The 13,902-nt window shown below is 55.3% G+C and carries 9 protein-coding genes; all 9 read right to left on the minus strand.

Annotated features, from left to right (window positions below; all coding sequences use genetic code 11):
• Nucleotides 1-4 precede the first annotated feature (4 nt).
• On the minus strand, nt 5-1,798 hold the full coding sequence (locus tag AC6T8Q_RS03180) for a cytochrome c oxidase subunit I (protein ID WP_500677700.1): 1,794 nt from the start codon (nt 1,796-1,798) through the stop codon (nt 5-7).
• Between the two features lie 74 nt (nt 1,799-1,872).
• Nucleotides 1,873-2,646: a cytochrome c oxidase subunit II gene (coxB, locus tag AC6T8Q_RS03185; protein ID WP_500677701.1), complete on the minus strand. Its 774-nt coding sequence runs from the start codon at nt 2,644-2,646 to the stop codon at nt 1,873-1,875.
• A 202-nt stretch (nt 2,647-2,848) separates the two neighbouring features.
• Nucleotides 2,849-4,144, minus strand: coding sequence for a cytochrome c (locus AC6T8Q_RS03190; protein WP_500677702.1), 1,296 nt, complete (start codon nt 4,142-4,144; stop codon nt 2,849-2,851).
• A gap of 35 nt (nt 4,145-4,179) precedes the next feature.
• Nucleotides 4,180-5,070 (minus strand): cupredoxin domain-containing protein, encoded by an 891-nt coding sequence (locus AC6T8Q_RS03195; RefSeq protein WP_500677703.1) that lies wholly within the window; start codon nt 5,068-5,070, stop codon nt 4,180-4,182.
• 58 nt (nt 5,071-5,128) lie between these two features.
• Nucleotides 5,129-5,905, minus strand: a complete 777-nt coding sequence (locus tag AC6T8Q_RS03200) for a cupredoxin domain-containing protein (RefSeq protein WP_500677704.1) — start codon at nt 5,903-5,905, stop codon at nt 5,129-5,131.
• Nucleotides 5,906-5,945: 40 nt separating this feature from the next.
• The gene (locus AC6T8Q_RS03205; protein WP_500677705.1) at nt 5,946-10,601 is read right to left on the minus strand and encodes a PDZ domain-containing protein; all 4,656 of its coding nucleotides are present in this window, start codon (nt 10,599-10,601) and stop codon (nt 5,946-5,948) included.
• 92 nt (nt 10,602-10,693) lie between these two features.
• Nucleotides 10,694-12,118 (minus strand): hypothetical protein, encoded by a 1,425-nt coding sequence (locus AC6T8Q_RS03210; protein WP_500677706.1) that lies wholly within the window; start codon nt 12,116-12,118, stop codon nt 10,694-10,696.
• A gap of 81 nt (nt 12,119-12,199) precedes the next feature.
• Nucleotides 12,200-12,976 carry a cytochrome b N-terminal domain-containing protein gene (locus AC6T8Q_RS03215; protein ID WP_500677707.1) on the minus strand — a complete coding sequence of 259 codons (777 nt, stop codon included), beginning with the start codon at nt 12,974-12,976 and terminating at the stop codon, nt 12,200-12,202.
• Between the two features lie 32 nt (nt 12,977-13,008).
• On the minus strand, nt 13,009-13,902 hold an 894-nt coding region (locus tag AC6T8Q_RS03220), incomplete at its 5' end, for a QcrA and Rieske domain-containing protein (protein ID WP_500677708.1).

Consider the following 13,902-nt stretch of genomic DNA (forward strand, 5'->3'; position numbering starts at 1 on the left):
CAGGTCAATGGGCCGGTGCGGGTTGAGCCTCAACACCAGGCTTCGGTGGTTGCGTTTGCGGATAGTAATCTTCTTCCACTTCCGGTGAACCATATTCGTACGGTCCGCGGTAAATGATGGGTTGGAAATCAAAGTTGCCGTGGCCCGGTGGGCTGGGGGCTTGCCATTCCAAACCGTTGGCATGCCAAGGGTTGCGACCCGCACGAGGTCCAAAGAACATGCTGCCAAAGAAGTTGATCACAAAAATGATTTGCCCGCCCACCATGATGAACGCACACCAACTAATGAACTGGTTCAGGCCCAGCAGATTGCGGAACGTTTCGTAGTGATACGGATCAGCCAACCGGCGGGGAAAACCTTGCATACCCAAAATATGCATCGGATAGAACACGCAGTTCATCAAGACAAACGTCAAAGCAAAGTGGACCTTGCCCCACGAGTCGTTCATCATGCGGCCAAACATCTTGGGGAACCAAAAATAGATACCGCCGAACACAGCCATCGCCGTGCCGCAGAACAGCACATAATGGAAGTGAGCCACAATGTAATACGTATCGTGAATGAAAATATCGACCGGAGTGGCAGCCATGAAAATGCCGCTCAAGCCGCCGATTATAAACATCGACACAAACGAGATGGCAAACAACATGGGCGTGGTGTATTGAATTTTTCCACCCCACAGCGTTCCAAGCCAATTGAAGGTTTTAATCGCGCTGGGGAGGGCGATCATCATCGTCGACACCATGAACGTCATGCCGAGCATCGGATTCATGCCGGACACAAACATGTGGTGACCCCACACGATGAAGCCCAGGCCCGCGATGCCGGAAATCGAATACACCATCGGCTTGTAACCAAACAGCGGCTTCCGCGCGAACGTGCTGATGATGTCCGACACCATGCCCATTGCCGGCAAGATCATGATGTACACGGCCGGATGACTATAGAACCAGAACAAATGCTGCCACAACAATGGCTGACCGCCACCGGTGGCCAGTGCCGAGTTATTGGCCGACGCTCCTTCAGCTAGAAAGAAGCCCGTGCCCAACATGCGGTCGCTCAATTGCATGAAGCCCGCGGAGGTCAGCACCGGCAACGCGAAAGCTTGCAAAATCGCGGTGATGAACATGCCCCAAATCGTCATCGGCAGACGGAACATTGTCATGCCGGGGGCACGCATCTGTATAATCGTCGTCATGTAGTTGATCGAGCCCATCATCGACGAAATGCCGACGAAGGTCACACCCATCAACCAGAGCGTCTGCCCGGTGAGGCTACCCGGCGCCGCAGCTTCGATCACCGATAACGGCGGGTAGGAGGTCCACCCGCCTTGGGCAGCACCTCCTTCCACGAAAAAGCTCGCACCAATGAAGAAGAACGCCGGCCACATGAACCAGTAGCTCAGCATGTTCAAAATCGGCACCGCCATATCGTCGGCACCAATCATCAGCGGAATCAGGAAGTTGCCAAACGCACCGGCCAGCACCGGAATAATCACAAAGAAAATCATCACCGTGGCGTGCATGGTGACGAGCATCGTGTAATTTTCGGGAGCAATCTGGCCCCCTTCATTGGCCGCGAGCAAATTGCCGAGGATGGGCATCGGCCGCCAAGGATAAGCCAACTGCCAACGAATGCCCAGTGCCAGCAACCCGCCGACGATGAACCACAACAGCGTGCTGAACAAAAATTGCAGGCCGATGATCTTATGATCGAGCGAGAAGACATACGTCTTCAAGAAACTGCCCGTGTGGGCATGTTCCTTCTCGGCAACGCTGGGAACGGTAACACTACTCATGGGATTCTCGATTGCTCGTTCAAGCTAGGTGCCGATCAGGGCACCCCAAAGTTACTCGTGCTTTAATGTTGGTGTTATTCAGTCTCGGGAACTTGGACCCGCATTGTCTTTTGCTCGTTGGCCATCTCGACGAGCTTGGCTTCGTATTCGGGCCGCGGCAGAAAATAAACGCGGCCCTTCATCTTGTAATGTCCCCAGCCACACAGCTCGGCGCACACGATGTCGAACCCACCCGTCTTCTTGGCCTTGAACCACATCTGCTGCAACATGCCGGGCACAACGTCCTGCTTCATCCGCAAGTTTGGCAGGAAGAAACTGTGCAGCACGTCGGCACTCGTGATGTTGAGCAAAATCTCTTCATTCACCGGTAAGTAGAATTTCCCGTCGGTGCGAATGATGTCGTCTTCGGTATACAGCTCATTATCGGGGCCCGGGTAACGGAAGTCCCAGTTGAATTGTCGCCCCGTGACTTCCGCCGTGATGGGGATCTTCGGCACGTCCATCTTGGCTGCCGCCCAGGCTTCCATTTGGTAGATCGCAATAAACAGCAGCGTCACCGCCGGCAAGATCGTCCACACAAGTTCCAGCGCATGGCTGCCGTGAGAAAACTTCACCGGCTCGTCGTTCGTTCGGGCATCGTATTTCCACGAAAACCAAAAGAGCGCCATTTCGGTCACGATGAATACCGCACCCGTCAGGTACAGAATGAACATGAACAGGCTATCGATTGTCCGGCCATGCTCCGACACGTCGCGGGGCAGCCAGATATTGAAGTAGGGCGCAGCAACAAACGTTGCCACCCCACCAATCGGGACCAACAAAAACAGGAACCTCCAAAACCGTCTCACGATCGCTCTCCGCAATTGGGAAAGATTATTATTGTCACCACGGAATAAGCATGTCATTCCGAGCGGAGTTCCACGACGAGAGGAATCTGGCTTCAGTCAGCACACGCTATCAATTCGTGATAACAGTGTTAGCCAGATCCTTCGGTCGCTGAGGCTCTCTCAGGATGACAGTTCTCCACGTCTCCGTGGTTGATAAATTTACTTACTTCACCGACTCGACGTTCACCGGCAACGCATACAGCGGACGACTCGGCATCTCATACGGCAACGACAGCACATAGTCGACGATGTTCCACATCTCTTCTTCGGTCAGCGTGCCTTGCGCTCCGGCACTTGCGGGTCCGCTACCCGGCATCGGCGTTCCCGCGATGCCAGCAAAAATACGCCAGAAAATATCGATCCGGCGATTACCACCGCGATACACTCCGAACCGCAAGTTACGAGGAATTGCGTTCCGCACGGGGAACAACGTCGCGGCCACTTCGGCACGCTCATCGGCCAGTTCTTCGTCCGTCCCTTTGGCAACCGATTCGAGGAACAAATGGTGGGCCTTGTTCCAGTTGTCGAAGTCGTCCTGCTGACCGTCACCCAAGGCCGTGGGGCCATGACACTTCACGCAGTTGGCTCGCACACCGAAAAACAATTCGCGTCCCTTAGCCACCGAAGCGGCAATTTCTTCCGGCGAACGATTATCCTGGGGAATCGAGTCCTCGGCAGGAACAATGATCTGCTCGTTGGCGGCATTCCAATCGTCGACGATCTCGGTGAGCATATCCATGACTGTCGTACGCTGCTCAGCATCCTCTGCGGGATTCAGTGCGATGAGCCGCGTTTGTGGTTCGCCATCCTCATCAAGCACCGGCTCGCCTGTTTTTTCATCAATGACGTCTTCTTCGCCCAAATCATTGAAGGCATAATTCGTGAGCGCCGTTTCCATCTGCCCGCGAATCGCCAAATACTTCACGTATTCGATCAAAGCCTCAATCTCGGCCTCAGGCAGCAGCGAGAACGAAGGCATGGCAGTTCCCGGAATACCGTTGACCATGATGCGGTGCAGATCTTCCATCGTCGGCCGCGCGGCCGTGTAGGTCGACTTGAACTTAAACACACCTTGACGGTAGTCACGCGGATAAGGATTCAAGAACAACGCCGTGGGACCACGGCCATCGCCGCTGATGCCGTGGCAATGCACGCAGTGTTGACGATAGAGGCCAAACTTAGCACCCTTTTCATCGGACCAAGCAGGTCCCGCTGCCATTTTCAGTTTACGGCCGTCGAGGCCCGATTCGGGCATCACAAAGGGCTTGTCCGGCGTGCCGAACATCGCTTCGAGCACGTCGGCAATTTGCTGTTGATATTCTGGCGGCGTCGGCGTGGCGTCGGACACCATTTGCACCATGTTCAAATGGAACTGTGGCGCACTCGGAGTATCGCACCCCGCCAGCACTGCGATGAGCGACAAACACCCCATCAAATGGTAACAGACGCCCCTATTCATTTCGTGTCTTTTGTGTTTTTCGTGGTTAATCATGCTTATCCGCCAAACGCCGCCGCTGGCACCGTGAGACTCACGTCCTTCACCTCATCCTCGGCCAATTTGATCTTGAACCGTCCCTTGTTCGACCACTTCAACTCTTTGGCTTCGGGAGTGGTCAACACGAGCGATTTGCCCGGTCCCACCGCACTTTCGTGCCAGACTTGAAATTCCAAGTCTTCGCCCGCGGGCAAATTAGGAATCTCAAACGTGCCATCCTCAGCCGTGACGGCCACATAGCCATTCTCGCGCGGCAAGAAGTACGCCAACATCCACGGATGGATGCTGCACCGCACGCTGACCGGCACGGCCTCTTCCTTCTGTGGCTTGAAGGGGATCGTTGCGTCCGCCGGGATCGTTTGATTGAAACTGTTCTTACCTTCGATGTTCGTGTTATGGCCCACGGGATCGCTGTTCTTAATCAGCATCGTTGTTCCCAATCGCAGTGGGAACACATGCGAGAGAAAAACGCACACCTTTTGATCGAAGACGGCTTCCCCTTCACCACCCTTCATCGAGTCGTGAACACGCGAAGCGCTGCGAACAAAGACCGCCACGTTGGCGATGCCTTTCGTAGCATCATCCACCAGCAGCGTCTGCTGCAACGGTGCTTTGCCGTCGATCGTGCAGGCGGCCATATCCTTGTTCACGTTGTAGGGCTGCATCTCTGGCGGTGTGCCGTCGAAAACAAACTTGCCCTTCAGCGTGGCCCAGCCGGTGCCCGTCGCGACCGCAGCCCCTCCGCCACCAGCTTCACCAGTGGAAAACGACTCGCGAATTTTTTCGGCGGCAGCCAAATTACCCACCGGACCGAGCTCTTCACGTCGGTTGCAGCCAGCCAACACCATCAGCCCCAACAGCAACAACAAACTGTTTTGCCGTGAATTCATGAGGTTGCGTGTGAATGAAAGAATCATGTTCTTAGTTCTTGTTTTGCTTGCTCGTCGCTTACTTACCAACAGCCGCCGCGGGGACTTTGATTTCGCCCAAGTCGAGCGTCTCACCCGCGGTAATTTTCAATTTACTCCGCCCACGACGATCAGTCTTACCTGCCTTCAAGGCCATATTCTTCATGTTGCCTTTCGCTTCGTGCCAAAAGACAAACTCGTGCGTGCCGACGGGAATGTTCTTGATCTCGAACTCTCCCTTGTCGTTGGAAATCGCCACGTAGGGATCTTCCCGCACAACAACATAGCCCTTCATCCAAGGATGAATGTTGCAGGCCACCGGAGCGGGAATCGGTTCTGCTTTGGCTAAAGTCAAACTCACGGGAGTTCCAGTCGTGATCATTTGATTGAAGGCAGGGTTCACAGCTAAGGCCGCATTCGTGTTATGGCCGATCGGATCGCTGTTGGCGATTTGCACGGGCTGCCCTGTCCGAACGGCGAGCACGTGGGGTTCGAAACGGCAGACTTTGTTATCAAGCACAACGGGGTCCTTGGCACCTTCGGCAAAATCGGGATGCACGTCCACAGGCTTGCGGCTGTAAAGAAACACCACCGCGTTCTCCAAAGCTCCGCCGTCGCCCACCACGACAGATTCATCGACGAGATTGTGGTTGCCGCAAGTTTCTGGATCTTTCGTGACGTTGATCTTCACCGGCTCGCCAACCGAACCATCCACCACGAACTTCCCCTTCAAGGAGCCCCAGTCCGCTGCGATGACTTGTCCCGTAAGGCTGCAAACGGCAGCCGCGACTAACATGAATCGTGTGATCGTGTTCATCATCATTTCTCCTATTACTCTACCCGTATTCGCACGAAAGCTATTCACCGCCAGTTTCGCCGGATTCAGGAGGAGTTGCCTGTGCTGGAGCGCTGGCCGCTGCGGCTGCTTCCACCAAAGGCGATACCTGGGTTTTCCGTTTCGCATACAAATCGAAATTCATCAATAAGTCGACCAATCCGCTGAGCTGCTCAAGGCTTGTGCCCTCAAACAGCTTTTGCGCGACGCCACCCAAATAGGGTGCATCCGGATTATAAGGAATGTTCACCGGCATGCCCGTGTAAGGCAGAATCCGCTTGGGATTCGCAACCCAATCGCGTACATACTCAGGCCGCAAGCGAGGATGCACGTTCGCCAAATTCGGGCCAAACGTCGTCGGGTCCCCTTGCGGCTGGAAGTCTTCCACAGCATGGCACTTCACGCAATAGTTGCCGTCGACCACGATGTTCATCGCCTCGGCAAACCGCTCGGGACGTTCTTTCTCTTGCGAAGCAAGATAGCTTTGCCGTTGCTGCTTGTTGTACTCGTAGGGGAACGGTGCGTTCGACGCCGCAGCGAAGTAGTCGACCAACTTGGCCGCTTCGTCGCTCGACATATGGAAGTTCGGCATTCTCATCACGACCGCCGGGCGGATCGCGATCGGGTCCATCAAGAAGGCGTGCAGCCAACCCGTCTGGACCTTTTCACCTTCCATCATCAACGGCGGCGGCAACCAACCCCAAGCTTCGGCACCCTTCACTTGAGGATTCGCTTGCTTGGCATGGGCGATCACCTTCGGGAACAAGTAGCGAGCTAAATCGCCACCCCAAGCCGGGAACGCAGCGCCTTCCGCAGGGCCGTAATCGGTCCGACTTCCCGGCACCATGGGATCTTGAATCCCCATGAACCAAGCTTCGCCGTCGATCAACGTGTCCCGCCACAAAGTAAATCGGTAATACGGATCGGACTCCATGTCGTCCGGCTCAATCGGCAAGCCGTCGATATCGACCTTCAGTGGCTCGCCCGTTTCTTCGTTCATCACCGGCTGACCCACCAACCGCGAGTGCAAACGACCGCGCGGATCGAGAACCAACGATTCGGCAACTTCCTGTTCGGAGAACTTGTGCTCGAGGAACGGGAAGTCGACCACGTCCACCGGCGATTCAAAATCACCATCGTGGAAGGCCACATCCCACATTTCCATCCGCATCGTATGGCAGCCGGCACAGTTGAAGGTTTCCAACACGGCCTTGCCTTCGACGATCGCCTTTTGACGATCGTTCGGATGATAAACAAACTTGTCCGCAGGCGGCTCGCTCACCAAGCCCAGCACAAACGTAATCACCGCTTCGCGTTCTTCTTCGTTGAATGGGAACTTCGGCATCCGCAGTCGTTCGTTGTAGGTCTTATTCTTCGTCGTCTTGTAGTCGTAGCTCCGCGGTGCCCGCAGTTTCTGCCAAATGAATCCATCACGCGAATGGCTCACCAATGATTGTAGATAGTAGCTAATTCCGTCATTCACGAAGTCAGCCGGATCGAGATGGCCATGTCCACCCGCATGCCCTTCTTCAGCATGGCTGTCCGTCGACGCATGAGCCGCATCCGCCGCAGGATCACCTGATTTCACTGGTGCCTCAGCGTGAGTATCTGCAGTATCCGCCGCTGCATGAGTCTCCGTGTCATGTTTTTTCGGATTGCCCGGGCCCGCGAGGAACGAATGAATGTTTTCAAACGCCAGCTTCGAGCTGTCCTTGCGACCCCAATCGGCCAGACCAGTACCAATCGGCTTAGCATCTTCAAAGCCAGGAATATCGTGGCAGCCAAAGCAGCCATACTTGCTGATCGTCCGCCGCGCCACGAAGTTCTGCAACTGTTCGGTCGGGTTGGTGAAATTCTTCTTGAGCAACAGCTTTTCGTCAGCCTTGAGCTTCGGCTCGAGTGAATCGGGAATACCCTTGGTCACAAACTCACGAGCCCGCTTCGTGGGAATCGCATCGCTGGTGAGCCATTCCACGGCAAGATCTGCCAAGGCTTCACGCTCTTGGCCTTCCCAGCCGCGAGCAGGAATATCCTTCGGCTGCCAATCGACAACTTGATCCAACAAGAACGCCGAGATATCCGCCGCCGGGTCGGTCACCTTGCCGGTCGGCTGGTTGTTGGCATCCTTTTCCGCAATCGGATCGAGATACAACTCGGGCATCTTCGTCCGCACGTGATAACGGTTCGGCTGCTTGATCCAGCTATAGAGCCACAATGCGCCCTTTTCGTTGCTGAACTTCGCACTCACACGCGAGAGGTCCGGCCCTTGATTGGCAGCAATGCCCGGGAATTCGTTGTGAGTATGGCAAGCCAAACAACCGCGTGATTCAAACAGCCACTTGCCGCGCTCGGCCGAAGCTTCTTCGGTCACGTCGCCGGGCGGGGTGAGATACTGGAAGTCCGAACTATTGGCGAGCAAAAATTCCGACAAGGCCCGAATTTCGACCCCTTCGTATTTCTTGCTGACTGCCAACTCCGCGGGGTCAGTTTCCAAGTGTTCCCACAGTCCAAAGAACTGCGGCATTTTCGTCGAGGGGCGGAAGTCCTTGGGCAGCTTAATCCAGCTGTACAGCCAGTCGTATTCCACCTTCGACTTCAAGAAGCGCAAGCTCGGGCCCACTTTGCGGTAGGTGCCAGGAACTTCGACGTCCTTCAAGCCGTCGGCCAACTTGTGGGTCGTCTCCAACAACCGAGCTTCAGCCCGAGTTTCTGACGACGAAGCCAATTTGGCATCGGCTTTCAAAGCGGTGAACAATTGCTCGCGAATGCTCTTGTTATCCGGCGAGAGGACCAACTCTTGCGCTAACTGGCGCTCTTGATCGTTGAGGCTTGTGTCACGCAGAGTTTGGAGCGCGACTTCGCTGTAGTTGGGCTCCAACCGCATGTCGGGCCCGAGTCGTCGCGTCGGTCCATCAAAGCCATTGATTTCGTGGCAACCAAAGCAGCCGTAATCTTCAACCAATGTCCAACCCTGCACCAGCTTCGGCGCGGGGGGATCAGGGAAGCGCTCACTTGGTTCGAGCTCGCCCTTGCTGTAATGGCACTTCAAGCAATTGCTCTCAACGAAGCGCGCTGGCTTCATCGGAAAAATCCAGTGATGATTGTCAAACCAGCCGAAGTCGCGAATCCATTCCGCTTGTTGATCGGCATTGTCAGGCGTGTGCGAAGTCCAGGCGAACGAAGTACCGCTCCCTTGGCCATCGTGACAAACCGTACAGCCAAACACCTTCTCGGGGTGCGGGCTGGAGTCGGTCAGGAACAAATCGAGCCGTGGATGCGACGTGTAGGGATGATCCAAACCACGACGCACTCGTAATTCAACCGGCGTGCCCCATTGGGCCAACGTCAGCAAATAGTTTTCAACCGTCTCTTTGTCGTAGCTGTCGATGCCGTCAATCGCTTGGATGATGTCGCCCGATTCCAATCCTGCCGCGGCGGCCGGAGTTCCGGGAAGCACATAATGCACGATCGCTTGAGTTTCGCTGCCCACGAGCGAGTCATTCGACATCACCAAACCGTAGATCTGGCGAACTTGCTCTTCTTGTGGAAGATTACTCTCTTTCGGAGCCTCATCGGGCGTGGCCAGCTTCAACGTCAGGTTGCGTTGCTCTTCGGGAAGCGAGGGGAACGCGGGATCCGTGGCCGTTCCCGGTGCGGTCGTGGAAATGTCTTGATGGCACGTTTTGCAGCGATCAAACCGCGCGGCTTGCGAGAAGTTGTAGTTGATCGTCAAATCCGGCAGCCAGATCTGATCGATCCGGACATTGCCCGAATAAAGCGCGTTGAGAATCGGCCAACGTGTGATCCATTCCCCCAAGCGACTCGCCCCCGTGGGCTGCATGGCGCTGGCTTGATCGGCCAAACGCTTAAGTTCGGTCTGCATCACGCCGCGATCTTTATCGAGATTCGCACGCGTTGCATCGATGTCGGCCCGAATGCCGTCCAAGCTTGTGCGATAGTTATTCGCCGCCGCGAGAGATTCTGTCAACTCGCTAATCTTATTGGAATACCCGGTAATCTTTTCTTGGACCTCGGCCTTGCGCTTCTCACTCGCTCCTTCACCCACCATCAAGCCCAACTGGCTTAAGGTCGCGGTGCGATCCGCGGCTACGAACTTCCGCTGACCTGCAATCTGCTTTTCACGACGGCGGGCTTCGGAAATGTAGTCGTCCAAGATATTGAAAACATCGACCCGTTCCTTGGCCGTCTTTTCTTCGGCGGCAATCAGGTCGTCGTCGGTGACAGGATTCTCGTCTTCGCCGACCATTTGAACTTTTTCACGAACTTCCGCGGCGACCGTGGCTGCTTCATTCACATCCGTCACGGCAGCGTCGAGCTTGGCCCAATTCGGAGCCGGCTCTTTCAAACGGTCGCTCTCGGCTTCAACGAGCTTTTTGAACTCATCAATCTTCGAGGGATCGACTGGTTCGCTACTCGCGCGACGTATATCGGCGTCGTATGTATCCATCTTGCCCGAGAACTGATCGGCCATCGAATCGTGGCGCGCTTGAACGACCCAGGCCGCCTTGCGGCGATTGGTCAACTGGGTCTTTTTCCATTCGCGATTGTGGTCCTTGGCCAACAACCACAGCGTGGCAATCACCATCACCAGTGCAGTAGCACCGAAGACGATATGCATCACTTTTTGATCGCGCCAGGTTTGTTCGCTTGCGGGCATAGTTAGCAGTTATAAGTCGTTGGGCGCTAGGCGCTAGTTATTTTCGTGTTATGTCTTTGCTAGCGCCCAGTAACTTGCGTCTAGCGACTCTCTTAAAAATTGAAGAAAAACTCGGGGATGGAAATCAGGTATTTCAAGTTGAACACCCAGCGCAACACCATCTTGATGGGGAGCGAGGCCATGAACAGCAACAAATTTGCCATCACCATGAAACGAATGAAGCCCATCCGCTGATAAAACTTACGGAAGATCGTCAGCGCCATGATCGGCGGCAGCGCGATAAAGTAACCCAGCACCAACAGCGTGCCCGGCAACTCACGGCCAAACAACAAGCTGAAGAACTGCAAAAACGGATTCAGGAAATCGGCCAGCCAAGTCGGTGGCTGCAAGTAGGACGGGAAATCGGCAAAGTTGAGCGCCCCCGGCAAACTCATTCCCAACATCCTTTGCCAGAAGTATTCCGACAGATTCACGTTATTGAGCGCTTCTACTTTATATGGGCTCCAATGCTCGTAGGGCCCAAAGAAGTTCCAGTTCGGACCACGCAGCAACGTGCCCAGCACGATCAACGTGATCCACATTTCCAGAAACCCAAACTGGAAAACGATATAGCTAAACGGCCGTTCTTCGATCGTGTAGTAACCGTTCCCCTTCTTATTGAAGTCGATGTAAGGAATGGCCATCAAACCGGCAACGATCATGCTCGGCAGCACCACGCCCGCCATCCAGGGGTCGTAATATACGAGCATTTCTTGCAGACCCAAGAAGTACCAAGGGGCTTTCGAGGGGTTGGGCGTCTTCACACTGCTGGCCGCTTCTTCGAGCGGAGCAGGCAGCAAAATCGCCCAAAAGATCAGAAACGCCGTCAACGCGATCATGCAGATCAATTCGGTGTAAACCAAATCGGGCCACACCAAGATTTTCTCGTCGTCCAGCTTTTCCAACACGGGCTCGCCGTTGCGAATCCGTTTGTCATTCTCCACGGCGCGAAAAGTCGCCAACCAAGTGAAGAAGGCCAACAAGAACACCAACATCACGATCGGCACATTGTCGGGCTTGGCGACGATGTCATAAAAATCGGGGTCGGTCATCGACAACCCGAGGAACAACCACATCAAATTCCAAATCGCCCAAGCCACGACGGGCTTCACAAAGAACGCCCGGAAGATGAACAGAATCACCAGCATCACGGTCGTGCCGACGCTGTAAATCACCGGGCCGGTGCTTTGATCGATCACATCACGGAACGATTCGGGCAGCGAAACGAGCGACGTATTTCCGCTTCCCGCAATACCGGCCAACACGGCGAAGACCAATGCCACCACCAGCCAGATCAAGGCATTCGTAATCGCCAGAGCCTTGCCACCCGGCAAGGGGAACGACCACCAAGTTTTCACTTGGTTCGACCGCCACAGATAGAGCGCAGCCAGCCCATTCATAATCGCCAGCGCGATGTAATAGGGCCCCAAGAATGAGGCCACCATATTCTGAAATTGAGCTTCTGACAGTCCGTGCATAGCAAATAGGGGTCAGGGTTCGGGGGCCAAAGGTCAGATCAAGCTTCGCTGCCTGACCTCCGACCTCCGGCGTCTTATCTATTACAACGGTCCGCTAATGCCGCCGTCTTTTCTTACCCGCCAAAAGTGGATCGCCAATAACAGCGCCACTCCGAGCGGAATCGCAATGCAGTGCAAAATATAAAATCGGTTGAGCGTTTCTTCACCCACTTCGCGCGCACCCAGCAGCGCAAATCGCGCGTCCGAGGCGTTCGTAATCATGTCCACTCCACCGAGCGTCAGCAACTGCTGACCGGGACCTTCATGCCCCAGGAAAGGAGTCGCACGGGCCATGTTGGAACCCACCGTGATCGCCCAGACGGCCAATTGATCCCACGGCAGCAAGTAACCGGTGAACGACAACAACAGAGTCAGCAGCAATAAAAACACGCCGACCACCCAATTGAATTCCCGCGGCGGCTTGTAACTTCCCGTGAGAAACACACGGTACATGTGCAGCCACACCGTAATCACCATCGCGTGGGCACCCCACCGATGAACTTCTCGCAAGATGCCCAGCGAATGCACGTCGCGGAGCATCTGAATATCGGTGTACGCCCACTCCACCGTCGGGCGGTAATAGAACATCAGTAGCACGCCGGTGACCGTTTCCACCAAAAACAGGAAGAAAGTCACCCCACCCATGCACCACGTATAAGACAACGCGATCCCCTGCTTCTTGATCGAAACGGGATGCAAGTGCAGGAAGAAGTTCGTCAGCATCACGACGATACGATTCCGGCGGTCGACCGGCATCGGATGACGAAAGACACTCTTCCAGATCTGAGATTCGCGTATGGTATCGCCGAGACTTGGCATGGCTGGCTTAGGGTTTGGTGCTTTGCTAAAAACTAAACGGGAATGAAGGACGAGGCATCATCCCACTGTCCCATTTCTTCTTGGAACGTGCGGCTCTTGTCGATTTCGATCTGACCGTCGTCGGCGATGCGGATCGCATAGCGTTCCAGCGGCCGCGGCGCGGGGCCTTCGAAATTGATGCCGTCCTTATAAAAGCCACTACCGTGGCAAGGGCATTTGAACTTTTGCTCCGCCTCCAACCAGTTCGGCGTGCAACCCAAGTGCGTGCAGACGGCCTTGAGGGCGTAAATTTGCTGCACGCCATTGAACTCAGCATTGGCGACCCACACACCGAACTGCGGAATGAACTTGGTTTGCACTTGGCCGGGCGGAAACGCGTCGGGGAAGCCCACCTTAAATTTGCTCGGCGGTTCGCGACGGACGTTGGGGAACAAAAACTTGAGCGAGGCCATCGTCCACAAGAAGCCGACGATTCCCAACGACCAAAAGCCGATGTTCAAAAAGTTACGGCGCGATTCGTCGACCTCGGCCTTGGTCGGCTTTTCCTTGACCACTGGCTTCGGTAGTGCATAAGCCGGCTTTTCCGGCATGGGGGGCACAAAGACCTTTGGCTTTTCCTTGGCCGTCGGATCCGACTTTTCCTTCGCGGCCGCTTCGGCCTTCGACATCGGGCCAGCCTTACCACCCTTGCGGGCCGCAGTCAGAATACTCGCGGAGTCGCGCTCCACGGGAGCCGCCGCTTCAACCTTTTCGGCGGCAGCTGGTTTGGCAGCCGGCTTAGCGGCCGGAGCAGCCTTTTTCTCGACAGGAGCCGCAGCAGCAGGAGCCGGCGCTCCACCACCACCCGCACGAGCAGCCGCCATCATTTCGGCAACGCTCATACGACCGCCAGAAGCCGACTTCATGGGTGCAGCGGCGGCGGGCTT

This window comes from Bythopirellula sp. (assembly GCF_041737835.1).
GTDB lineage: Bacteria > Planctomycetota > Planctomycetia > Pirellulales > Lacipirellulaceae > Bythopirellula.